This window comes from Candidatus Kryptonium thompsonii (assembly GCF_001535985.1).
Lineage (GTDB): Bacteria > Bacteroidota > Ignavibacteria > Kryptoniales > Kryptoniaceae > Kryptonium > Kryptonium thompsonii.
This window is the reverse complement of sequence record NZ_CZVS01000011.1, coordinates 17,779-42,090: the sequence shown is the minus strand read 5'-3', so window position 1 is coordinate 42,090 and position 24,312 is coordinate 17,779. Positions and strand designations below refer to the sequence as shown.

The following is a 24,312-nucleotide window of genomic DNA, read 5'->3' as shown; positions in this document are numbered from 1 at the left end:
ATATCACAATTTTAGAATTAATCATGTAAACGCTGAGAACCCAGTGATATATTCACCAATTATAAGTGTATGGATATCATGCGTTCCTTCGTAAGTTTTAACTGATTCAAGATTGTTCATATGTCTCATAACTGGATATTCATTTAATATACCATTTGCGCCAAGTATATCTCTTGCGAGTCGTGCTATTTCAAGTGCATGATAGACATTATTTCTTTTTGCAAGTGAAACTTGAACATAGTTTGCTTTCCCTTGATCTTTTAATCTTCCAAGTTGAATACACAGAAGTTGTGCTTTCGTTATTTCAGTTAGCATATAAACAAGCTTTTCTTGAACAAGTTGAAATGATGCGATTGGTTTGTCAAATTGAATTCTTGTTTTTGCATATTCAAGCGCTGTCTCGTAGCAAGCCATTGCAGCTCCGACCGCACCCCATGCAATCCCGTATCTTGCTTGAGTCAAGCACATTAAAGCTGCTTTTAAACCAACCGCCTTCGGAAGTATATTTTCTTCGGGTATCCAACAATCTTGAAATACAAGCTCGCTTGTCACGGAAGCACGAAGTGAATGTTTGCCTTTCATTTCGGGTGCTTCAAATCCTGGGGTGCCTTTTTCGACGAGAAAACCTCGTATGACACCGTCAAGCTTAGCCCATACAACTGCAACATCTGCAATTGTCCCGTTCGTTATCCACATTTTCGTTCCGTTGAGAACGAAGCCACCGTTTTTATATTCTGCTTTCGTCCTGAGTCCCCCAGGGTTTGAGCCAAAATCAGGTTCAGTTAGCCCGAAACATCCAATTTTTTCTCCGCGAGCAAGCTTAGGGAGCCAGTAATTTTTTTGTTCTTCGCTGCCAAATTCATAAATCGGATACATTACAAGCGCGCTTTGAACTGATGCAAAACTTCGTATCCCGCTATCCCCGCGTTCAAGTTCTTGCATAATAAGTCCATAAGCGACATTGTTTAGATTTGCACAGCCATATTTTTCTGGAAGCGTCGCTCCAAAAATTCCAAGTTCCGCCATCTCTGGGATCAGGTGCATCGGAAATGTTCCTTCCATGTAGTGTTTTTCAATTATAGGTATGACTTTTTCATCTACCCATTCTCTTATTGTATCCCGAACCATCTTTTCATCATCGGTTAAAAGATCGTCGGTATTGTAAAAATCAACCCCTTTAAATTTTGTCCCTATCAACATCTTGATTGCAAACTTTGTTTTAAATTTGCTTTAAATTATCAAAAAATCCCTCTAAATGCAAAATTTCCCTAGAGAACTTGACCTTAACTTTAAATTTTTATAATTTATCCTTTGCGCTAAGTTAAACAAAATCTTGGAGGCCTATGAGAAGAAAACTTTGGCTCTCAATTATACTTGTGCTTTTGCCTTTCTTCCTTTTTGCTCAAACCTACACAATCGAGCAATATCTTAACATAAGAAGTGCTTCCTCTCCAACGGTCTCACCTGATGGAAAGTTTATAGCTTATCTTACCGATGTAACTGGAACAAATCAGGTTTGGAAAGTTAGAATTTCTTCGGGATGTCCGGAACAGTTAACATTTTTTGATGAGAGAGTTCAATTTGTTTCATGGAATCCGAAAAATGGGGATTGGATGCTTTTTGGGAAAGATATGGGTGGAAATGAACATACACAACTTTTTCTCTTAAAATCTGATGGTAGTGAAATAAGACGGTTGACTTATAATGACAATGTCATCTACAACTTCGGTGCATGGTCGGGAGATGGGACGATGTTTGCCTTTGCATCGAACGAGAGAAATAGAGCTTTTTTTGATGTCTATGCTATGAACATAAAAACTGGGAAAGTTAAACTTGTCTGGCAAAATGATGGAAATAACTCCGTCGTCGCTTGGTCTCCCGATAACAAATACATTCTTGTATCTCAAAATCGAAGCAGTTTTGATAATGATCTGTATCTTATCGAATATGAAAGTGGGAAAGTTTACAACATAACCCCACATACACAACCTGCGAGATATTTTGGTGCTAGATTTTCTAAAGATGGCAAAGGGATATATCTTCTTTCGGATGAAGGGAAGGAATTTGTTGGAATCGCTTACATTGATGTTCCAAATGGGAAATTGAATTATATTTACACGACGAATTGGGATGTCGAAGCAATCGAGCTTTCAAAAGATGGAAAGTATCTTGTCTTCATTTTAAATGTCGATGGTTATAGCGAAGTTTATTCGTTAAATTTGGCTACAAAGAAAGCAAAAAAGCTTAACTTCCCTACCGGCGGAATTATTGGAAGTTTAAAATTTACGGCGGATGGGAAAAAGATCATCTTTACGTATCAAAGTCCCGTTAAAAATCAAGATATTTACTATTACGACATTCCGACGAATAAATACTCACAAATCACTTATAGTTCTACGGCTGGAATACCTTTAAGTTCATTTGTCAAGCCTGAGCTTGTGCGTTTCAAATCATTTGATGGGCTTGAAATTCCGGGTTATTTGTATCTTCCGAAAGGAGCCAAAAAAGACAGTTCTTTACCAGTTATTGTTTCAATTCATGGTGGACCCGAGGCTCAAGAAGTTCCAAGGTTTTCAGCTCTTTATCAATACTTTATTCACAGCGGCTATGTTGTCTATGCACCAAATGTCCGTGGAAGCACAGGATATGGCAAGACATATGCTTCACTTGACAATACAACGAAGCGTAAAGATGCGATAAGAGATGTTGCCATGATACCTAATTTCCTTAAATCAACAGGGTATATTGATCCGAAAAAGATTATTGTCTATGGAGGTAGTTATGGTGGGTATATGACGCTTGCTGCTGTCACATTTTATCCAGATTTGTGGGCTGCTGGTGTTGATCTTGTTGGAATTTCAAACTTCTTGACATTTTTAAGAAATACAGGTGCATGGCGTCAGAAACATAGAATGGCTGAATACGGAGATCCGGAAAAAGACGCCGAATTTTTAAAAGAAATCTCTCCATTTTATCATGTTGACAAGATCAAAGCACCGCTTATGATAATTCAAGGTGCGAACGACCCGCGCGTTCCCAAATCGGAATCTGATCAAATTGTTGAATCGATAAAGTCAAGAGGTGGGATTGTAGAGTATTTAGTTTTCGACGATGAAGGGCATGGTTTGTCTAAGCTTAAAAATAGAATAAAGGCGTATAAAGCGATAGTAGAGTTCTTGGATAAATATGTAAAAAACAAACAGGCGATGAATTAATTTGTTGCTTTACCTTGTTCGACATGCGGATGCTGAATCGAAGAAACCGGGGATGAGTGATTTTGAGAGAGAATTAACCGAGCTTGGACGAGAGACGACCGAAAAGATGGCTACCGCCTTGAAAAGAATGGGTTTGACAATTGATATCGTTGTCTCAAGTCCGCTTGTCAGAGCTGTTCAAACTGCTGGTATATTTCGTAAAGTTATGGGAGTTCAATCTGATGTTGTAAAGTTAAGCGAACTCATCCCCGGTTCTGATTTTGAAGAGTTAATCGAGATAATTTTTTCGCTTAAAGCCGAAAATGTTCTTGCGGTTGGGCATGAACCGCACATTGGTGAATTTTTAGGTTGGCTCATTGGTCTTAAAAAACCAATCGAGTTTAAAAAGAATACCGTTGCTTGTGTTGAATTTAGTAGCTTATCTATTTCCGGGGGAAGTTTGAAATGGTTGATTCATCCGGATATGATATTGAACCTTTCGGAGAGATAAAAGCGAAAAATTTGAGCGGGAGACGGGACTCGAACCCGCGACATTCACCTTGGCAAGGTGACGCTCTACCATCTGAGCTACTCCCGCTTGAAGGAAGTTCATTATAAATATAATATCTTGAGATCAAAATTTCAAGTTTTTCGCTGATTCATCGCTTGCGGCGGTTTAATTAAACTAAACTTATAGGTGAGCAATGATCGATGAAATTTTTAAATTTCTAACGCCTCCGGATGAATCACTATTTTTCACTCGTGGTGATAAAAATGATCCGAGAATGGGTGATCTGGTTTTTAGAGATGTGAAAAATTTTGAAGGCACAAAAGTTGCCATTATTGGCGTTCCCCAAGATGAAGGGGTTAAACGGAATCAAGGAAGACCTGGCGCAAGAAAAGCCCCGGATGAAGTGAGAAAGTATTTTTATAGATTGACTCCGTTTAACTTTAAGTTTGAAAAACAGGTAACCGATTTAAAAATCTTTGACCTTGGAAATTTAAAAACCGATGGGGAACTTGAAAAAATTCATGAACGACTAATTTTCGTGGTAGAGGAACTTATTAAAAACGAAATTTTAGTGATAGTGATTGGTGGGGGACATGACATCGCCTTTCCGGACTATCTTGGGTTTGCAAGAAATTTTGAAAAAAGAAAGAAAGCGGTATTTAACATTGATACCCATCTTGATGTTCGTGACTCTCAAGTCAGAAATAGTGGAACGCCTTTTAGGCAAATCCTTGAATCGGAATATAAACCTGACAAAATGATTGAAGTTGGAATTCAAAACTATGCTAATTCAATTTATCACTTTAAGTATGCGTTGGAGAAAGGCATCAAGATTTTTACGCTTGATGATGTTAGAGAAAAAGGGCTTGATTTTATATTAAATGCAATTGAGCTTGAATTGAAAGATCATCTTGTTCATTTAAGTTTTGATGTGGACTCGGTTAGAAATGCGGATGCACCGGGGGTTAGCGCAACATATCCGGATGGATTGAAAGCTGAAGATGTTTTAAAAATTGCTCTCTTTTGTGGTTTAAATTTGAATGTTAAAATCCTTGATATAGCAGAAGTGAATCCTGAATATGATGTTGATGGAAAGACGGCAAGGCTTGCAGCGTTTTTTATTTTAAACTTTTTAACAGGTGTAACAAATTCGGGGGGATGGTCATGAGTTTAAAAGTTAGATTTTCCCTGCTTTTACTTTTAACTTTCCTTACTCTTATCATCATGTCAAATATCTCTAAGCTTGGTATAAGGGTTGAACAAGTTTTTGCTTTCACAGTTATCTTTTTCGCCTTCGGTGCTGGATATATTTTTATATGGAAAATTTTGAACCCGATCGAGAAGTATAAGATAGCCATTGATCGCGCATTGAAGGGGCAATATGTTGAAATTGATTATAAAACTAAGGATGAAATAGGGGAGATCGGTGAAAATCTTGACAAACTTATCAATAAACTTAAAAGACGAGATCTTGAAAACTTCATGGTCTCGCGGATTGACCATATTTTGCTTTCAAATATAGAAATTGAAGATGCCGTAAGTGAAATTTTAAGGGTTTTTAAAGAGGGATTGGGTTATTATCGTTTCTCAATTTATCTTGCTGATAAAGATGCTCAAAAGTTCCGCCTACTTTGCTCTTTTGGAGTTGAAGATAAAAATCTTGTTCAGGAAATATCCTTTGGGCAAATGGATCTTATGAACTACGCTTATATGTTTCGCAGTTCTATTTACTCACCTGATGTCTTAAACGATGAAAGATGTGTTATAAAACATGCAGAGGTTAGATCTGAGTTTGACATTCCTCTTTTGCTTGGGGATGAAGTCATTGGGGTTTTAAGGGTCGAAAGTAGTAAGGTTGATGGGATAAAACACGAGGACAGGGAATTTTTGAGTCGAATTGCACCTCAACTCGCAAGCGCTTTCAGAAACGCTGAACTTTATAGCCAAGCAATTAGACGATTAAGGCGATTAAATGTTTTAAATAAAGTCTCGCAAGCAATTGGATTTAAAATTGACATTATGGAGATTTTGATGTCTGTTTCGAAATTAATAAAGGAAAGTTACAATGCAAGTAAGGTTGCAATTTTTTTAAAAGATAAAGAAAGTAAAAGTGGCACTCTAACCTGCGCATCTTCAATTGGTTTGTCTGAGAGACATATTAAAGTTGCATCAAGCTATACACCATGGGGTAGTGAGGAAAAAGTTTTTCCAATTGTAATAGACGATGTTGAGAGTGAGAGATCACTTTTTGAATTGAGAGATGTATTGGTTGAAGAAGGGATTAAGTCACTTTGTTTTTTCCCAATTGTATACAAGGAAAAATTTATTGGACGGCTTGATGTTTATTTTAACTTTGGTCGTTCATTTGAAAACGAAGAAATTGAACTCGCTCTCAATATATGTAATGATGTTGCGAGCGCAATTGAAAATGCAAGGTTGTTTGAGCTTTTGAAAAGTTCGGAAAAATTCATAAAGACAGTTCTTGAAAATGCACCCATTGGGATCTTGAGGATAGACCCAGAAGGGCGGTTACTTTATTTAAATTCTGAGATGAAGCGAGTGCTTGGACTTGTTGAAGCTGATATTTCAAAAGTTGTAGGTGAAAAGTTGATGGAAATTCTTGACCTTGGAAATATAGACATTAACTTTTTCGCTAATGAAATGCTCAGCGGCAGAGCTATAAAGGGGCACACTGTATCTTTTCGCTCACTTCAGGGGGTGGAGATGTCAATTGTTGTCGATGTTCAACCGGTTTTCACAGCAAGTGGGGCAATTGATGGGTATATAGTTATCGTAAGGGATGTGACAGAGGAAGAAAAACTTCAACGTGAAAAGATTGAATTGGCTAAGGCAATTGAAAACTTATCCGAAGCGGTCATGATAACCGACGCTAATGGAAATATCAAATATGTGAATCCTGCTTTTGAAAAAATGACGGGTTATAGAATTCAGGAAGTGCTTGGGAAGAATCCAAGGATTCTAAAAAGTGGGAAACATGATCGCAAATTTTATGAAGATATGTGGAGAACAATATTGAGTGGAAAAGTTTGGAGAGGTGAATTGATAAATAGAAAGAAAAACGGAGATTTTTATTACGAACATATGACGATTTCGCCATTATTTGATGCTAATGGAAACATAACGAATTTTATTGCGATAAAGCGCAATATAACTGAACAAAAGCTTTTTGAAGCACAGATGTTTCAATTTCAAAAACTTGAATCGATCGGCTCAATTTCGAGCGGGATCGCTCATGATTTTAACAATATCCTCTCGTCGATACAGGCAGGAATTAAAATTTTGAAAAGACGATTGGCTAATGATGACCCTGAAATAGTGAAGGTACTTGATATACTCAAGAAAAGTGCTGATAGGGGAGCGGATATAACAAGGCGCCTTCTTAACTTTGTAAGGAGAGAAAGTGGAAAAGCGCTGGTTGTTGATGTTAAAGATTTAATTCAAGAAGTCAGAGTGCTTGTTGCTCATAGTTTTCCGGAAAATATAAAGGTTGAAACATTTATTGATGAAAATGTTAAGTTCATAAATGCTGATTATGGTCAAATGGTTCAAGCATTGATAAATTTATGTATAAATGCAAGAGATGCGATGCCAAATGGGGGTGTGTTAAGAATAAATGTTGGCAGTGTCAAAGGCGAGGAGTTAAAAGGTAAGTTTCCGAATATCTCTGCGGATGAATATGTAGTGATTTCAATCTCCGATACTGGAACGGGAATTCCTGAAGAATTGAGGGAGCGAATTTTTGAACCATTTTTTACAACTAAACCCTTAGAAAAGGGCACAGGACTTGGGCTTCCAATAGTTTTAATGGTCGTGAAAGCTCATAATGGGTATATAACTTTTGAAACGGAAGTTGGAAAAGGTACAACTTTTTATATTTATTTACCGGCGGTTGAGAAGAAAGTTGAGGAAATTGAAGAGGGAGTTGAAGTTGGTGAAATCACGCCGGCTACAATTTTAATAGTTGAGGATGAGGATAATTTAAGGTATCTTTTGGAAGAATACCTTGAATCGAAAGGTTATAAGGTGTTTGCCACGGATAATGGATATGATGCAATAGAAATTTACAAAGCAAATATTGAAAAAATCGATCTCGCGTTGATTGATATTGGATTGCCAACAATTGATGGCATTTCAACTTTTAGAAAGATAAGACAAATAAATCCAAACGCATGTGTTGTTTTAACAAGTGGATACTTCTTAACAGAGCCATCACCGGCGACATTGATGGCTGAAGAGGGATTAAACGGCTTTATCCAAAAACCATACGATATAGAAAAGATTGAATTGTTAATTGAACGATTTATCGGCAGGGGTTAGAAATATATGATCAACTCATTTGTATCGCCTTTGTATTCCGCGGTGTAAGTTTTTAAATTTTGCGTGGCTGGACCTTGGATTACTTTTCCATCCTTGTCAAATTTGGACCCATGGCATGGGCATTGAAATTGCTGTGCTGAGTTTACCCAATTGGTTGTGCAACCTTGATGTGTGCATATCATCGATATAGCTTTAAATGTCGTTTGCCCTGTTCGAAATACGATTACCGGAGTTGAGTTAATGTTAAATGTTTTAAATCCCCCAACTTGTATCAGTTCAGGATGTTCACTTAATTTTATCGTGAATTTCGACCCAGGTGAAGGTTGAGTTGGATTTGTTTCCTCATATTTTTGGCAACCCTGAAGTAAGGCAGATAAAGTTGAGCCCCCCATTGAAGCTATCAAAATTGAACCGGTAATTCGAACGAAATGACGCCTTGATAATTTATCATTCGACATGGTTATTTGCCTTTTTGTTTTGGGAATTTTAAAATTTTCAACATCGTGACTGTAAAAGAAATTCCCAGAAAAATTCCCAAAATTAACATTTGATATCTTTTTACATCGATAAATATTGATGTCACATTTCCTGAAATAAAACCTGCGGTTGTAAAAGTCAATGCCCAGATGAAAGCACCGAATAAATTTAAAATTGCGAATTCAATATGTTTTATGTTTGTGAAACCGAACGCCATGGGTATAAGATTTCTCATGCCGTAAATAAATCTTGAAAAAAGCAAAAGAAAAGTTTTATACCTTTCGATTAATTTTCCAACTTTTAAAATTTTTTCCTGTGAAAGTGGCAGAAACCTTAAGCCGAATTTTGAGAAGGTGAAAAAAATTTCACCATTCAAAGAAGAGAGGAAAGTCGCAATAAAAGTGATAGCCCAAAAGTTTACAGTTCCAGCGTAAATTAAATGTCCAGCGCCAATCAGGGCGATCTCTCCCTGAAATATGATACCAAGCGAAATCCAAAAATAAATTGTTAAATATGACATCACAAACCAAGTTTATCCGCTATTGATTTCATAGCATCAATTACAAACTGGATATGCTCGTCAAGAGGAATTCCAAGTTCTTCAGCGCCTTTATAAATGTCATTTCTATTTACAGACCTTGCAAATGCTTTGTCTTTAAGTTTCTTTTTGACTGATTCAACTGTTACCTCTTCAAGTTTTTTATTAGGTCTGACAAGCGCAACCGCAGTTATGAATCCACAGAGTTCATCGCAAGCGTATAAAGCTTTAGCCATAAGAGTATCTCGTGGGATGCCTGTATAATCGGCGTGCCCTAAGATTGCCTTCCGTATATCCTCTGGGTAGCCTCTTTCTTCAAGAATTTTTGACCCAATCCATGGATGTTGGTCTGGCGTTGGAAATTTCTCATAGTCGAAGTCATGTAAAAGACCAACTATTGCCCACTTTTCTTCATCTTCTCCGAATTTCCTTGCATAGGCTCGCATTGCTGCTTCGACGGCTAAGGCGTGTTTGCGTAGATTTTCACTTTCGGTATATTCAAAGAGAAGTTTCAAAGCATCTTCATAGGTTGGCACTTTCATTCCCCATTTTTGTTTTTTTCAATTCTCAAATCCATCCCCCACATTAATTTTGATCTTAAAACATCAAAATAAGTGACCTCAAGTCGTTTTATAAGTTTTACCTTGTGATCTGCCTTTTTAACAGTGATCTCAACAGGTGGTTTAACTTTGTGTTCAACTTGGCCGTCAACGGTAAGCAGAATGTCTTTTTCGTGAAATTCGATTTGAATTTTTATTATACTATCATCTGGCACAACTACAGGTCTTGCTGTAAGGGTATGGGGGCAAATTGGTGTTAGTGTTATTACTCGACTTGATGGAGCTACGATTGGTCCTCCTGAGGCAAGCGAATAAGCAGTTGAGCCAGTTGGAGTTGAGATAATAAGCCCATCACCAGTGTATGTTATAAGATATTCATCGTTTATGTATGTTTCAATGTTAATAACTCTGGGTGAACCTGCCCTGTCAATGACAATATCGTTTAAGGCAAAATATTTTTTATTTTCACCCTTTACACTCGCTTCAAGCACCATCCGCTCTTCAACTCTGTAATTGCCTTTACAAACCTTTTTTATAAATTCAAAAATTTCTTCAGGGGAAACTTCCGCAAGGAATCCAAGTTTCCCGAGGTTTACACCAAGTATGGGAACTTCACGCTCTCCAACCAATCTGGCTGTTGACAAGATCGTTCCATCGCCACCGAATGAAACTATGACATCTGAATTTTCAAGTAGTTCGGGAAGTGTTGCTTGTGATTCAATTTTTTTCGAGAATCTTTTTTCAATTTCATCTGCAATTTCTTTTTGAACTAAAAATTGAATTTTTTCACATTCAAGTTGGTTTGCTAATTTAAAAACTATATCGTAAAGGGATTCTTTTGCAAGGTTGCCTATAATTCCGAATTTCATTAATAGGTAAGTTTTTTATTTATGATTGGTCTTGAGCGGTCGTTTCCGTAGTTTTGCTCTTTTTTTCATTTTCAACTTCAAAGAAGTAATTTATCTTAAGTTGTGAAATTGAGAATTCAAGAAATCTTGATTCATTTTCTGTTAAGTTTCCTTTTGTTTTTTCCTTTAACATATCAAGCAAGTCGATTGTGAATTTCGCTTCATCAAGTTTTTTCTCAATTTTGCCAGTTACGGGATTTGGAATTTTGCCAAGTTGTTCCCAACATTGTGTATAGAGTATAAAAACAAGTTGCTCGAACAAGCTCATATCTTTCATGGCTGTTCAAAGCTTATTTAGCTTTTTAGTATTTTAAGAAATGAAAAAGACAAAATCAAACTGATTTAATCTTTTGCGCAAATATGCTTAAAAAGCGATTGACTTTTTGAACTATTTGGTTTATATTAGAAATAAAGTTTGATCAAAAATTTAAGGAGGAGGTTTAAAATGGACCTGTTCGATAAGTGCTATGCCTTCAAGAAGCACGAGGAAGTGAAAGCAATGGGACTTTATCCTTACTTTCAGCCCATTTATGAGAATTATGGACCTATTGTTAAGATGGATGGGCGAGAGATAGTCATGGCAGGATCGAATAACTACCTTGGTCTTACAACTGATCCCCGTGTTAAGGAGGCAGCAATTGAAGCGATTAAAAAATATGGGACTGGATGTTCGGGGTCAAGATATTTAAACGGTACCTTGGACATTCATGTTAAACTTGAGGAACAACTTGCAGAGTTTGTTGGAAAAGAAGCAGCGCTTTTGTTTAGCACTGGATTTCAAACGAATCAAGGGGCTATTGTCCCGTTAATCGGTAAAGATGAGTATGTCATTTCTGACAAGGATAACCACGCAAGCATAGTTCAGGGAACACTTATTTCAAAGGGTTTGTGGGGTGGCGATGTCCTTGTAAGGTATAGGCATAACGATATGAAACATCTTGAAGAGGTGATTTCAAAATTACCTCTTGAAGCTGGTAAATTGATTGTAACTGATGGGGTCTTCAGCATGAGTGGAAATATTGTGAATTTGCCTGAACTTGTCAGAATTGCAAGAACTTATAATGCGAGGATAATGCTTGACGATGCACATGGTCTCGGGGTTCTTGGCAAGGGTGGTCGTGGGACAGCGAACCATTTTGGGCTTGATGATCAAGTTGATATAATCATGGGGACATTTAGCAAGAGTTTTGCATCGCTTGGTGGATTTATAGCTGGTGAGAAGCCGGTGATCGATTACATTAAACATCATTCACCTGCATTGATTTTTAGCGCAAGTATGACACCGGCGCAGGTCGCTTCAGTTTTAAAGGCACTTGAAATAATAAAATCTGAGCCGGAACGAATAGAAAGGTTGCACTATAATGCCAATAAAGTTAGACAGGGTTTAAAGAACCTTGGCTTTAATGTCCTTGATGGGCAAACGCCGATCGTTCCGGTTGTCATAGGTGATGATTTATTGACATTTAAATTCTGGCGTAGACTTTTTGATAACGGAGTTTTTGTAAACGCTGTTATAAGCCCGGCGGTTCCACAAGGAATGCAATTATTAAGATTAAGTTTCATGGCAACTCATGAAGATAAGCACCTTGATGTAGTGCTTGAGAAGTTTGAGAAAGTTGGCAAGGAACTTGGGTTAATTGATTAAAAAATAAAAGGTAACGCAAATGGCTATTGAAATTCGCCGGGCATTATCCCGTGCTGAGCTTTCCAGTTTTATTAAATTTCCTTATCATCTTTACAAAAATCATCCGTATTGGGTCCCCCCGCTTCTAATCGAGCAGAAAGACCTTGTTGATGTTAAACGAAATCCTTTTTACAAGCATAGTGAAGCTGAGTTTTATTTAGCTTACAAGGATGGTCAAGTTGTCGGAAGAATCGCAGCGATTTTAAACCATAACCATAATAAGTTTCATAATGAAAACATCGGATTTTTTGGATTTTTTGACTGTGTGGATGATAAAGATGTAGCGTTTAAACTTTTTGAAACCGTTGAAAATTGGGCAAGGCGAAAGGGGCTTGATGAAATAAGGGGACCTGTTAACCCATCCACAAACGATTCATGTGGAATTTTAATTGATGGCTTTGATAAGTCTCCATGTATTATGATGCCGTATAATTACGAGTATTATCCCAAGCTTTGCGAAAGTTACGGGTTTGAGAAAGCGAGGGATCTGTATTCATACTACATTTCACAGGAGATGTTAACGCCAAAAGTTATGCAAAGGCTTGAGCATGGCGTGGAACTTGTTTTGAAAAGAAGGAATGCGACAATTAGACCTGTTGATTTAAAAAATTTCGACGAGGAAGTTAAAAAAGTTAAAGAAATTTACAACAACGCTTGGAGCAAAAATTGGGGCTTTGTACCACTTACAGACGATGAAATAAACCACATCGCTAAAGGATTAAAACAAATTGTTATTCCAGAAATCGCTTTGTTTGCTGAAGTTGATGGGAAGCCGATTGGATTCTCACTCTCGGTCCCTGATATAAATCAAGCTCTGAAAGGCTTAAACGGTAGATTATTGCCGTTTGGTATTTTCAAGTTAATGAGAAATATGAAAAAAATAACTATGATCCGCGTTTTAATAATGGGGTTAATTCATGAATATCGTCTTTCGGGGATAGATGCTGCGTTTTATTATTACACAATTAAAAATGGAATAGCAAAAGGTTATTCAGAGGCTGAACTTGGTTGGGTTCTTGAGGATAATGAACCAATGAAAAGAGTTGCTGAAAATATCGGTTCTGTTCCTTACAAAAAATATCGAATTTACACAAAAAAACTTGGGTAAAACTATGCCTCTACCAAAAGTAGAGAAAATTTGGATGAATGGAAAACTTGTAAACTGGGATGATGCAAAAAATTCATGTTCTTTCACATGTCATTCACTATGGAACAAGCTGGTTTGAAGGGATAAGATGCTATCATACAAAGAAGGGTTCCGCGGTTTTTCGGCTTAAAGAGCACTTAAAGCGGTTATATGATTCCGTTAAAATTTATCGCGCCGAAATCCCATATACAATTGACGAGCTGACAAAGGCAACCTTAGAGCTTATAAAAGTTAATGGATTAGACGAGTGTTATATAAGGCCGATTGTTTTCCGCGGTTATTATGAGCTCGGCGTTAATCCGATGAACTGCCCAATTGATGTTGTAATTGCTGCTTGGAAATGGGGTGAATATCTCGGCAAAGATTCGGTGGAAAAGGGCGTTGATGTGTGCGTCTCAACCTGGCGAAGACCTGCTCCTGATACACTTCCAATGATGGCAAAAGTTGGGGCAAACTATATGAATTCACAGCTTATCAAAATGGAAGCGTTAGTTAATGGTTATGCTGAGGGAATCGCGCTTGACTACAACGGTTTCATAAGCGAGGGAAGCGGTGAAAATATTTTTATCATTAAAGATGGAGTTATTTACACGCCCCTTATTTCAACGGGAATTTTACCCGGGATAACTAGAATGTCTGTGATTCAAATTGCAAAGGACCTTGGCTATGAGGTTAAGGAAACATTGATACCTAGGGAAATGCTTTACATTGCTGATGAAATTTTCCTGACGGGCACAGCAACTGAAATAACTCCTGTAAGAAGCGTGGATAAAATAAAAATAGGTTGTGGCGCGCCAGGTGAGATAACGAGAAATATACAAAATGTTTTCTTTGACATTATTAGAAATGGGAACGATCCTTACGGCTGGTTGACATGGGTTGAATAAGGAAGCTGCCCCGCGAGGATTCGAACCTCGATTACCTGATCCAGAGTCAGGCGTGTTGCCAGTTACACCACGGGGCAAGCTTGGTTGGCAATTATAAATATAGGCAAAAAAGTATTTAATTTCAAGTTTTGATAGAAGCGGGATCTTTTTGCGATAAATAAAAGTGTGCTTATGCTTTCATTGCAACAATTGAAACCTAAAATTTTAAAATTTTTGCTTCTGAGCTTCACGCTGGTAAATTCCCTGTTGTCTGATGAAGGATTTAAAATGCAGGATAAGTTTATCGTTAGAAAAGTTGTTTTTATTGGAAATGAAAAGACGAAAAGCGAGATCATTGCAAGGGAATTAAGTTTCAGTGTGGGTTCAGAGTTTGATACCTCTAAAATTGAATATAACGAGAATAGAGTTTACGGGACTGGTCTTTTTAACAAAGTTAAAATATGGTTTGAGAGGGATTCGACTGGGAGTGATAGCGTAGATGTTTATGTATGGGTCAACGAGAGATGGTATATATGGTTGTTTCCTATTTTTGGATGGAGGGATAGAGATTTAAAAAAGTTATATTACGGTGCTGGTTTTCTTCATTCAAATTTTAGGGGCAGGAACGAAAAGTTAGTATTAAGTTTTGCGCTTGGTTATGATCCATGGATTGGGATAGAGTATTTAAATCCGTGGATTCTTGGTAGCAAATATTGGTTTTATTCAATTGAAGCATACTATCAACGGGTTAGAAGTAGGAGCCAAATGTTGATTGATGAGAGCGGGCTATTTCATGAGGATAATTTTGTCTTTAATTTTTTATTCGGGAAGAGGTTTGGGCTTTATAAAAAGCTGTGGGCAAGTGCTGGATTCAAAAATATAAGGGTCACAGGTGATTTCGTTCATTTAAAAACTATTTCACCATCTGGAAATGATAAAATTTTGGTCATTGGTTCTGGTTTTAGATATGATACAAGGGATATTCCAGTTTATCCAAATGTTGGTGTTTTGTTTAATTTTGCCTTCAAATTAAATCGACTTTTAAATTATAATGACGCTTTTTTTGTTCAGAGTGGTATGGAGTTTCAAGGGTATCGTAAGGTGTGGGTGGGATTAATTGCTGGGAGATTTTTTGTTTTAAACTCGTTCGGACGAAAGATTCCCATTTATTCACATTATTATTTTGGATACGAGGAAAGGTTAAGGGGTTATTTTAATAAAGTTTCAGAGGGGGAAAATATATTCGGTGGGACAGTTGAATATAGAATTCCTGTTGTAAAACAAAAATTTTTTAAATGGAAAGCTCCGCTTGAGGAGTTTTCAATTTTAAGATTTGGGCTTGATTTTGCAATCTTTGGGGATATAGGAAGGACATGGTTTAACAATGAGAAATTTTTTAAATTGAACTACTGGAAGGGTTATGGCGTTGGTTTGAATTTTATTTTGCCGTATGATTTGATCTTAAGCGTTGAATTTGCAAAGAATGATGCTGGTAAAGGGCAATTCATACTTGATTTTAGGGGGAGCTTTAGATAAGCTCAAAAATCATGCCAAATTTTCTATGGAAGTTTAGGGTATGAGCTTTAAAATTTGCTTTATTTTGAAAATTTTTTAAAATTCAAGACAGTTATAAAAAACGAAAAAAATGAGGTGAGGTTGAAGAAAAAGCATCTGCTTTCTGGTAAACCGATCAATCGAAAGCCTATTGAGGCAGATATACGGGTTACAAAGCTTGTAGATGAATATTTCCAAGCATATAATGCGGGGCGTTTGAGGGAAGCTTGCCAATTGTTCGTTGAAAAAATGCTCCAAAATGATGTAACGGTTGGTATGAGTTTAACGGGTGCTTTGACGCCAGCAGGGCTTGGGGGAAGTTGTATAGTTCCACTTATAAAAGCTGGTTTTGTTGATTGGATTGTTTCAACAGGGGCAAATTTGTATCATGATATACATTTTTCAATAGGGCATAACCTTCACCGTGGGACTCCTTTTGTTGATGATAGGATTCTAAGGAAGGAAGGGGTTATAAGAATTTATGATATTTTGTTTGATTACAAGGTTTTGCTATCAACGGATGAATTTATAAGGGAAGTTTTAAAACAGCCAGAATTTCAAAAGGAAATGAGCACAGCTGAATTTCATTACTTGCTTGGAAAATATGTTCGGGAGAGGGAAAAAGTGCTTGGAATTAAGGATATGAGTATTCTTTCGGCAGCCTATGAATACGGTGTTCCAGTTTATGTTTCTTCACCTGGGGATAGTTCAATTGGAATGAATATTTCCGCTATGGCTTTAAATGGATATAAAATTAAGATTGATATTACCAAAGATGTTAACGAGACAGCGGCAATCGTTTATTGGGCAAAATCAACTGGTGGTAAGAGTGCTGTTTTAATTTTCGGCGGTGGCTCACCAAAGAACTTTCTGCTTCAAACAGAGCCACAAATTCAAGAAGTGCTTGGGATAGATGAAAAAGGGCATGATTATTTTCTTCAAATTACCGATGCAAGACCTGATACAGGTGGTTTGTCGGGGGCAACTCCTTCTGAAGCTGTGAGCTGGGGTAAGGTTGATCCTGATAAATTGCCAGATGCTGTTGTGTGCTATACTGATTCAACAATAGCGATGCCGATACTTACTTCTTATGCTCTTGCGAAAAGAAAGCCAAGGAAACACAAAAAACTTTACTATAAAATTAATGAGCTGGTTGAAAATTTGAAAAATGCACATTTAAAGGCGGTTTCAAAAGGGAAAATAAAAATATAAGCCTTTTTGCAACTCGGATTAAAAACTTAAAAACGGAGGTTAAAATGCATCACAGATTTCAGCAACTTCAGGAATTTGTTAATTCGCTTGAAGATGATTTTAGGAAGTTTTATGAGAAAGGCGTAATGTCAGCTGGAACTCGTTTAAGAAAAAAGATGCAGGAGCTTAGAAAGCTTGCTCAGGAAGTGAGAATTGAGATACAACAGATCAAGCAAGAGAAAAAATCCGCGAAGAAAAAAGCCGAAGGCTCTGGCGAATAAAATATCTGGGGGGCACGCTATGTGCCCCTTTAATTAGACAAGTGTTATGTGTGTTATTTCAGCTGGGCAGTTTAATCGTAGTGGTAAACCAACAACGCCGATACCACGGGTGACATATAAGTGTGAGTTACCAAGTTTATAGTGCCCTGCTACAAATTTTGAGACGAGTGCAGATGGGGTGATGTAGGTATCATCAATTTTTGCAAAAACTATTTGCCCACCGTGTGTATGTCCTGAAACAGTCAATTGTATTTGGTTTTGAGCAAATCTTGGGAAGTCGTAAGGTTTATGTGAGAGAAGAATTTTAACTTTTTCGTTTTTAACATTTTTCATCGCTTTATCAAGGTCTGCACCGTAGCGAAGGTCGTCAATGCCAATTATGAAGAGTTCTTCTCCATTAATTTCAACTTTTTCATTTTCATTTCTTAAAACCCTTATCCCATTTTCTTCGATTATTTTGGCTATCCTTTGGGGTTGCCTTGGGAAAAATTCGTGATTTCCAAGGGTTGCGAAGATTCCATATTTTGATTTTAAATTTTTGAAAACATTGATGAACGGGTAAATTTCGTCTGGATCTGATGTTATGAAATCGCCGGGCATAAGAATCAAGTCTGGTTCAAGTGAATTCAGAGCTTCACAGTAGGGTTGCATATCTTCTTCAGTCATAAAAATTCCAGAGTGAACATCGCTTATCAAACCAATTGTTAATCCCTTCAGCTCTTCTGGAAGATTTTGAATCTTTATTCTTACTTTCTCAATTCTAAAGTCATTTCTTGCTATCGTTCCAATTGTTGAACCAGTGAAAGCGTATGCTGATACACCAACCAAGGCAGTGCGCAAAAATTTTCGTCTCGATTCATTTAATTTTGTTTCGTTGTGTAACAGTTTCTTTGATACAGGATTTGCAAGTGAACCAATTAACTTTGCAATCATAATCACGATAAATACGAAAATTGTTGTACCTTGCCATATCGCAAAGGGATAAATAAACAAAGGTGAATTTGTAACAATTTGTATTTTTACAACTCTATTTATGAACAACAGCAAGGTGGGAAGATTAAAAAGTAGAAAGATAAAGGGTATCGCTTTTGAAAATTTTCGTAATCTGGTTGTTTCTATATAAAACATTAATTTTTTGCACAGATAAACTTGAATGCTAATGACAAGTAATAGCATAAAAACTGCGAAGCCAAACATCATAAGTTGAAAGTGAGTTTTAATTTTTGTTGTGAAATTTAAGAAGAAGGTGAAGTTAATCCAAATTTTGACTTGCATTCTTTTTTAAAATTTTTTATATTTTTTATGAATTTTCCATCCATTTCTAAGGGCAGGTAGCTCAGTCGGTAGAGCAACGGCCTGAAAAGCCGTGTGTCCGCGGTTCGATTCCGCGCCTGCCCACTTCCTTTTTTGCCTTCCATATTGATAAGAATTTCAAAATTAACTATATTTAGATGATAAAGAACTTAAAGGGAGGTTCTTTCATGAAAAGTTTAAAAGCTTTCTTTGCGAGCCTTCTAATTTTGCTTTCCACAGTTGCTTCATATTTAAGTTCACAGGAACTAGGAAAAGTTAGCTCTGAAACATCTCTTGGGAAATATTTCGCCAAAACAATTGCTTATTATGATAATGTGGTACTTATTGGGGAGATGTTGAGGGCGCCGTCTGAAAAGAATAGGAAATATTTTGCTTCTTTGCTTGAGAAAGAGATAAAGTTGGCGAGATTTTATTGGGAGAGTTTGCCAAGCGAAATAACTTCAAATTTTGCAAGGGTTTGTTTAAGTAAAAAGTATAAATCAGTGGACGAGCTTAAAAGTGATGTTGAATATTATCTTGCGCCGGAGCTTATAAAAATACTTGACATCAACAAGGAAATGAGAGCCCTTGCACTTGTAACAGAGGCTGAAAGAAATAGTTTTATAGCGACAAAGGCTAAATCGCTTGGCATCTCGGCAGAAAAGGTGGAACGCATCATGAACTCCGGATATGTAGTTGTTCCATTTATCAAAAAATATCTTGCTTCCCGAGATACTATCGTTAAAGTTGTGGATAAAAAGGAAAAGCGTGTTCCAGCGGTGAGAGTTGCCCTTCAGGGTGGATTGACACTTTTTAGAGTTAATTTTAAAGACAATCAGTATTCTGTTAAACCAGAATATGAAATTGAAGATGAGGATGAGTCAATCTTTGAGATAAAGGATGGAAATATAGTTGCAGCTGAGGATACCGCATTTATGAATGCAGTAAGTTCAATTGCTTTTAAATTTGAACTTACCATGAGAAATCTTTTCAAATTATATTCACCGATTTCCGAGGTTGGGTTTAATAGTGTAAGTTTTCCGCTCGGCAGAAGAGAAGGTATCGGAATTGACGATGGGTTTAATGTTATTGAAATGGTTGAGGAACCGAGTGGTGAAATAAAACCCAAAAATGTTGGTTTTGTACGGGTTACAAAGGTTGATGCAAGATTTAGCAGAGCACAAATTATAATTGGTGGTATACTTTGGGGCAAAATAGAAAGAGGAATGTTTGTTGAAGAAAGGCCAAGATTTCCTTTTGATTTTGTTTTCGGTGGGTTTCTTTCACCTGTGGGAATTGAAGCTGTTAAATTGGGGCTAAGAGGCCAATTGGGCAATGGTATACTTCGGGAAATAGATAATGATACGCTTGAAATAATATCTCATGGCAAATTTGGGTATGCTGGAAGATTTAATGTGAATTTTAACATTGGTAGGGTTTCTAGATCTCAAATATCGCAGCTCTGGCTTGTGTTAGGTGGAGGTGCGGGGATTATTCCACTTAAGGCGAAGTTCTTCGGGGAAGATGTGAAAAACGCTACATTTGGTTGGCTTGGGTTAGGTTTGATGAAAAAGTTTTATTTTAGGAGGCTTGCTTTGGCTTTCGAGTCGAATGTAGTTTTTTCAAACTTTGAATTTTCAATTAAGAAAACAGATGGTTCGGATACTGTTAAGTATGCATTAAGCCCAAGTTTGTGGTTCTTTGGTATAACTGCGGGGTCTGGAGTTGAATTTGTTATAACTCCAGATGTGAATATAGGTGGGAGAGTATATTATCAGGCGACGCCAAAAAGTAATGAATGGTCATTTTTGAGAAAAGTTGGAGATAAGGAGGAAAGAAGAAAGGTAAAATTTGGAAATGTTAATTTGTCTGGCTTTGCGTTTCAATTTTATGTTAATGTAAGCATTAAGAATTTTGCGAAGGTTAGAAGATTTGATTAAAAGTTAATTCGGAGGTGTTGCGGTGAATTGCAAAATTTTCCTTTTTTGTTTAAATTTTTGGTGAGATTACATAATGAATTTAAAGTTATGATTGTTAAGGTTAACAACATATGTTTCAGTTATGGTCGTACTCCCGTTCTTAGAAATATAAGCTTTGAAGTTGAGCAAGGTGAATTTGTCAGCTTGATTGGTCCCAACGGTTCGGGGAAGACAACCTTGCTTAAAATTTTGATGCGACTGCTCATTCCGAACAAGGGGGAGGTGTTAATTTATAATCGAAGTTTAAATTCATACTCGTTAAAAGAATTGGCTAAAATTATCGGATTTGTTCCACAGGATAATTTTTTCCCGTTTCCATATACAGTGCTGGAGACTGTTTTAATGGGGAGAAACCCGTATCTCAAGGGGATTGGATTTGAAAGCAAGGAAGATATTAAAATAGCTCTTGAAGCTATGGAATTAACAAACATAAAGGAGCTTGCGGATAAACCAGTGACTTCTTTATCTTTTGGTGAAAGGCAGATGGTTTTGATAGCTCGGGCACTTGCACAACAACCGAAAATTATTTTGCTTGATGAACCAAACGCTCATCTTGACATTTCACATCAAATTGAGACATTTTCCCTTCTCAAAACTCTTGCGCGTGAAAGAAACACATCCATAATATCTGTTTCGCACGATTTAAATCTTATTTCTTCATACAGTGACAAAGTTATACTTTTATCAAAGGGACAAATTCACTCAATTGGTAAGCCAGACATTGTGTTAACTGAAGAAAACATCAAAAATGTTTACGGTGCTGATGTGCTTGTAGATTTAAACCCAGCGACAGGTAAACCCAGAATTACTCTTTTGCCTGACAAAATCAGGCAGTTCTCGGATAAATTAAAAATCAAAAAGGAGATCAATCATGAACGTTTTTGAACTTGTCCAAAAACATGGACATGAACAAGTTGTTTTTTGTTATGACGATTCAACTGGATTAAAAGCAATAATTGCTATTCATAGTACAATTCTTGGACCCGCACTTGGTGGAGTTAGAATGTGGAAATATGAAAGCGAAGAAGAAGCACTTTTTGATGTCCTTCGTCTTTCAAAAGCAATGACCTATAAAGCAGCTGTGGCTGGACTTAATCTTGGTGGTGGAAAGGCAGTTATAATTGGTGATCCGAGAACTCAAAGAAATGAAGCTCTTTTTAGGGCTTTTGGAAGATTTGTGCAAAGCTTGGGTGGAAGGTATATAACTGCCGAAGACGTTGGGACTGATGAAAAGGTTATGGAATGGATCTACTCAGAAACGAAGTTTGTCACTGGCATCCCTGAATCGCTTGGTGGGAGCGGGAATCCTGCTCCTGTAACAGCTTACGGAGTTTATGTTGGAATTAAAGCGTGTGTCAAAGAAGTTTATGGTAATGAATCGCTGGAAGGGAAGAAAATTGCCATTCAAGGTGTGGGGCAGGTTGGAAGATTTTTGTGTCAGCACCTTGTAAAGGATGGAGCAAAGCTCTATATAACAGATATCGTTCCTGAAAAGGTTAAACTATGCCTTTCTGAATGCAAAGCTGAATATGTGGAACCAGACAAGATTTATGATGTTGATGCTGATATTTTTGCGCCTTGTGCGCTTGGAGGCATAATAAACGATGAAACAATACCACGTTTCAAGTTTAAAATTATTGCAGGTGGTGCGAATAATCAATTGCTTGATGAGGATAAACATGATAAAATGCTTATGGAACATGGGATACTCTACGCACCGGATTATGTCATAAATGCCGGTGGTTTAATAAATGTTGGCAGGGAAGTTGAAGGCTACAGCAAAGAGCACGCAATGAAGAAAGCTGAGGGGATTTATGATACTCTTATGAGGGTTTTTGAAATTTCTAAGAAAGAAAAAATTCCGACACATGTTGCTTCAGCGAGAATAGCTGAGGAAAGGATTATGAATGCATTTAAAATTAGAAAAATATCACTTGACCTAACGAAGGCATCACTTGAAAGAAGATACCATAGTAGCTGAAAGAGTTCAACCCACCCTGTTTTAGGGTGGGCTTTTTAAAATTTTAAAAGGGATAAGTTTTATAGAAAAGGAAATACCAAATAGCGATTTTAGAGAAGTGGTTTTTAAAAGAAGGTTAGTCCGTGAAAGGGTTCTTCAAATGCTCTATGCTTACGAACTTTCCGGCAATTCACCTGAATTTATACTCTCGGATCTTTTTTCGGAATTTAAATCCGACGAGGAGAATTATGAATTTGGGAAATCTCTATTTTTAAATGTGATTAAACATGTCGATGAACTTGATAAAATAATCGCAAGTAAAGTGAAAAATTGGGAGGTCGATAGGCTTGCTTTAATTGATAAAATTGTCTTGCGGATGGGAGTTTGTGAACTGAAATATTATCCTGAGATCCCGCCTAAGGTGACGATAAATGAAGCAATTGAACTCGCGAAAAAGTTTAGCACCGAGAAAAGCAGCAAATTTGTAAATGGAGTTCTTGATGCGGTTTACAATGAACTTAGAGAAACAGGTCAACTCTTTAAACAAGGCAGGGGATTGATTGATAAAAGTTTTAGAAAAGAGTGAGATTGAAAGGTGGGGAATAGATTTAGAATTTTCATCTGGACGCTTTTTGACTTCGCGAACACATCTTTTTCGATTTTAATTTTAACAACTGCTTACTCGGTTTATTTCAGGGAAGTTGTTGTGGGAAACTCCGCGATCGGGGATTTTCTCTGGGGCCTTGCCTTCAGCATTTCAATGTTTGTAGTTGCTTTGATTTCACCATTTCTCGGGGCAATAGCTGATCACAGTTCGAACAAAAAGTTTTTCCTTTTTATTTTTACATATCTTTGCATCGTATCGACTGGGTTGATGTTTTTTGTAGAGCGTGGTGATGTAGTGCTTGGAATGGTTTTGCTTATACTTGCAAATATCGGGTTTGAGGGCGGTCTTGTTTTTTACGATGCTTTTCTTCCGGAAATAACAAGCGAAAGAAGCTACGGCAGAGTTTCAGGATATGGCTTTGCGATGGGCTATGTTGGTTCATTCGCTTCACTTCTTTTTGTCTATCCTTTTTTAAAGGGTGAGTTTACAGCTGAAAATATGACCAATGTTAGATTGAGCTTTGTAATCGCATCCTTGTTTTTCTTTGTATTCTCATTACCATTTTTCCTTTTGATAAAAGAAAGGAAAGTCGATCTATCAAAGGATATCTCTTATTTTAAAGTTGGGCTTGAACGGGTAAAATCAACATTTCGAAATGCAACGCGATATAAAAACATTGGAAATTTTCTTCTCTCATATTTTATCTATGCAGATGGGATAAACACGGTGATAATTTTTGCTTCAATTTTTGCAAGGCACACATTGAATTTTTCACTTGTAGAGATATTAACATTTTTCCTTTCGGTCCAATCAACTGCGATACTTGGTTCGGTTATATTTGGAATAATTGCAGATAGCATAGGTCAAAAGAAAACATTAAGCATCACACTTTTGATGTGGGTTGCAACTGCCATCGGAGCGTATTTTTGTACAGATAAAATAAGTTTTTACATAATTGGCTTCATCGCTGGCGCTGCGATGGGCTCATCTCAATCCACAAGTCGTAGTTTGATGTCAAAGATAATTCCGCCTGAGAAAAAGACCGAATTTTTTGGATTTTACTCCTTCTTTGGAAAATCTTCAGCGATACTTGGACCTCTTGTTTTTGGATTTGTCTCATCGATCACTGGAAGTCAAAGGATAGCAGTTATCTCCGTGGCTCTCTTCTTTGTGGTTGGTTTGATCCTTCTTCAAAGGGTGAGGGAGGAAAGGTTTAAAGGCTGA

At 37.1% G+C, this 24,312-nt stretch carries 21 protein-coding genes, 3 tRNA genes and 1 pseudogene; 16 read left to right on the top strand and 9 right to left on the bottom strand.

All coding sequences use genetic code 11. The annotated features are described in order from the left end of the window. Window positions 1-21 precede the first annotated feature (21 nt). Window positions 22-1,200: an acyl-CoA dehydrogenase family protein gene (locus tag AWW78_RS02150; RefSeq protein WP_047133183.1), complete on the bottom strand. Its 1,179-nt coding sequence runs from the start codon at window positions 1,198-1,200 to the stop codon at window positions 22-24. A gap of 143 nt (window positions 1,201-1,343) precedes the next feature. On the opposite strand from AWW78_RS02150, the gene AWW78_RS02145 reads away from it, so the two are divergent. Continuing rightward, window positions 1,344-3,215, top strand: coding sequence for a S9 family peptidase (locus AWW78_RS02145; RefSeq protein WP_082349185.1), 1,872 nt, complete (start codon window positions 1,344-1,346; stop codon window positions 3,213-3,215). Window position 3,216: 1 nt separating this feature from the next. Beyond that, window positions 3,217-3,705, top strand: coding sequence for a phosphohistidine phosphatase SixA (gene sixA, locus AWW78_RS02140; protein ID WP_075426043.1), 489 nt, complete (start codon window positions 3,217-3,219; stop codon window positions 3,703-3,705). 14 nt (window positions 3,706-3,719) lie between these two features. Here sixA and AWW78_RS02135 read toward each other — a convergent pair. Further along, a tRNA-Gly gene (locus AWW78_RS02135) sits at window positions 3,720-3,792 on the bottom strand. Between the two features lie 106 nt (window positions 3,793-3,898). Between AWW78_RS02135 and AWW78_RS02130 the strand changes: the two genes are divergently transcribed. Both AWW78_RS02130 and AWW78_RS02125 read left to right on the top strand, forming a co-directional pair. After that, window positions 3,899-4,873, top strand: coding sequence for a formimidoylglutamase (locus AWW78_RS02130; RefSeq protein ID WP_047133182.1), 975 nt, complete (start codon window positions 3,899-3,901; stop codon window positions 4,871-4,873). Further along, a complete protein-coding gene (locus AWW78_RS02125; protein WP_047133181.1) occupies window positions 4,870-8,043 on the top strand; it encodes a hybrid sensor histidine kinase/response regulator in 3,174 nt (1,057 codons plus the stop codon). The genes AWW78_RS02130 and AWW78_RS02125 overlap by 4 nt, the downstream gene beginning before the upstream one ends. On the opposite strand, the gene AWW78_RS02120 is transcribed toward AWW78_RS02125, so the two are convergent. The 5 genes from AWW78_RS02120 to AWW78_RS02100 are packed head-to-tail and all read right to left on the bottom strand — an operon-like array spanning window position 8,040 to window position 10,803. Continuing rightward, window positions 8,040-8,501: a QcrA and Rieske domain-containing protein gene (locus AWW78_RS02120; RefSeq protein ID WP_075426042.1), complete on the bottom strand. Its 462-nt coding sequence runs from the start codon at window positions 8,499-8,501 to the stop codon at window positions 8,040-8,042. The genes AWW78_RS02125 and AWW78_RS02120 overlap by 4 nt on opposite strands. Before the next feature lie 2 nt (window positions 8,502-8,503). Next, window positions 8,504-9,040 carry a DedA family protein gene (locus AWW78_RS02115; RefSeq protein ID WP_047133180.1) on the bottom strand — a complete coding sequence of 179 codons (537 nt, stop codon included), beginning with the start codon at window positions 9,038-9,040 and terminating at the stop codon, window positions 8,504-8,506. Continuing rightward, window positions 9,040-9,600, bottom strand: coding sequence for an HD domain-containing protein (locus tag AWW78_RS02110; RefSeq protein WP_176693933.1), 561 nt, complete (start codon window positions 9,598-9,600; stop codon window positions 9,040-9,042). Before AWW78_RS02110 ends, AWW78_RS02115 begins: the two co-directional genes overlap by 1 nt. After that, window positions 9,597-10,487 (bottom strand): NAD(+)/NADH kinase, encoded by an 891-nt coding sequence (locus AWW78_RS02105; protein ID WP_047133179.1) that lies wholly within the window; start codon window positions 10,485-10,487, stop codon window positions 9,597-9,599. Before AWW78_RS02105 ends, AWW78_RS02110 begins: the two co-directional genes overlap by 4 nt. Window positions 10,488-10,506: 19 nt before the next feature. Next, window positions 10,507-10,803 carry a DUF1844 domain-containing protein gene (locus AWW78_RS02100; RefSeq protein ID WP_075426041.1) on the bottom strand — a complete coding sequence of 99 codons (297 nt, stop codon included), beginning with the start codon at window positions 10,801-10,803 and terminating at the stop codon, window positions 10,507-10,509. Window positions 10,804-10,971: 168 nt separating this feature from the next. Between AWW78_RS02100 and AWW78_RS02095 the strand changes: the two genes are divergently transcribed. From AWW78_RS02095 to AWW78_RS02085, 3 genes and pseudogenes are all read left to right on the top strand, one after another. Next, on the top strand, window positions 10,972-12,171 hold the full coding sequence (locus AWW78_RS02095) for an aminotransferase class I/II-fold pyridoxal phosphate-dependent enzyme (protein ID WP_047133178.1): 1,200 nt from the start codon (window positions 10,972-10,974) through the stop codon (window positions 12,169-12,171). Window positions 12,172-12,190: 19 nt separating this feature from the next. Beyond that, the gene (locus AWW78_RS02090) at window positions 12,191-13,318 is read left to right on the top strand and encodes a hypothetical protein (protein ID WP_047133177.1); all 1,128 of its coding nucleotides are present in this window, start codon (window positions 12,191-12,193) and stop codon (window positions 13,316-13,318) included. Window positions 13,319-13,322: 4 nt separating this feature from the next. Further along, a pseudogene (locus tag AWW78_RS02085) lies at window positions 13,323-14,244 on the top strand (branched-chain amino acid transaminase). A 5-nt stretch (window positions 14,245-14,249) separates the two neighbouring features. On the opposite strand, the gene AWW78_RS02080 reads toward AWW78_RS02085, so the two are convergent. After that, a tRNA-Gln gene (locus AWW78_RS02080) sits at window positions 14,250-14,321 on the bottom strand. A 94-nt stretch (window positions 14,322-14,415) separates the two neighbouring features. Between AWW78_RS02080 and AWW78_RS02075 the strand changes: the two genes are divergently transcribed. The 3 genes from AWW78_RS02075 (at window position 14,416) to AWW78_RS02065 (ending at window position 17,249) form a co-directional block, all read left to right on the top strand. Next, the gene (locus AWW78_RS02075; RefSeq protein WP_047133176.1) at window positions 14,416-15,759 is read left to right on the top strand and encodes a BamA/TamA family outer membrane protein; all 1,344 of its coding nucleotides are present in this window, start codon (window positions 14,416-14,418) and stop codon (window positions 15,757-15,759) included. 120 nt (window positions 15,760-15,879) lie between these two features. Further along, the gene (locus AWW78_RS02070) at window positions 15,880-16,989 is read left to right on the top strand and encodes a homospermidine biosynthesis protein (protein ID WP_075426050.1); all 1,110 of its coding nucleotides are present in this window, start codon (window positions 15,880-15,882) and stop codon (window positions 16,987-16,989) included. A 44-nt stretch (window positions 16,990-17,033) separates the two neighbouring features. Continuing rightward, on the top strand, window positions 17,034-17,249 hold the full coding sequence (locus AWW78_RS02065) for a hypothetical protein (RefSeq protein WP_047133175.1): 216 nt from the start codon (window positions 17,034-17,036) through the stop codon (window positions 17,247-17,249). A gap of 33 nt (window positions 17,250-17,282) precedes the next feature. Here the strand turns inward: AWW78_RS02065 and AWW78_RS02060 are convergent, their stop codons facing one another. Beyond that, window positions 17,283-18,524 carry a metallophosphoesterase gene (locus AWW78_RS02060; RefSeq protein WP_075426040.1) on the bottom strand — a complete coding sequence of 414 codons (1,242 nt, stop codon included), beginning with the start codon at window positions 18,522-18,524 and terminating at the stop codon, window positions 17,283-17,285. Between the two features lie 50 nt (window positions 18,525-18,574). Between AWW78_RS02060 and AWW78_RS02055 the strand changes: the two genes are divergently transcribed. The 6 genes from AWW78_RS02055 (at window position 18,575) to AWW78_RS02030 (ending at window position 24,312) form a co-directional block, all read left to right on the top strand. Next, window positions 18,575-18,647: transfer RNA gene (locus AWW78_RS02055), tRNA-Phe, on the top strand. 83 nt (window positions 18,648-18,730) lie between these two features. After that, window positions 18,731-20,482 (top strand): hypothetical protein, encoded by a 1,752-nt coding sequence (locus tag AWW78_RS02050; protein WP_141653878.1) that lies wholly within the window; start codon window positions 18,731-18,733, stop codon window positions 20,480-20,482. A gap of 60 nt (window positions 20,483-20,542) precedes the next feature. Further along, on the top strand, window positions 20,543-21,406 hold the full coding sequence (locus AWW78_RS02045; RefSeq protein ID WP_141653877.1) for an ABC transporter ATP-binding protein: 864 nt from the start codon (window positions 20,543-20,545) through the stop codon (window positions 21,404-21,406). Then, window positions 21,393-22,502, top strand: coding sequence for a Glu/Leu/Phe/Val family dehydrogenase (locus AWW78_RS02040; RefSeq protein WP_047133173.1), 1,110 nt, complete (start codon window positions 21,393-21,395; stop codon window positions 22,500-22,502). Before AWW78_RS02045 ends, AWW78_RS02040 begins: the two co-directional genes overlap by 14 nt. A gap of 97 nt (window positions 22,503-22,599) precedes the next feature. Then, window positions 22,600-23,067, top strand: coding sequence for a transcription antitermination factor NusB (nusB, locus tag AWW78_RS02035; protein WP_102134786.1), 468 nt, complete (start codon window positions 22,600-22,602; stop codon window positions 23,065-23,067). 9 nt (window positions 23,068-23,076) lie between these two features. Beyond that, complete coding sequence (locus AWW78_RS02030) at window positions 23,077-24,312, top strand: MFS transporter (protein WP_047133172.1); 1,236 nt, start codon at window positions 23,077-23,079, stop codon at window positions 24,310-24,312.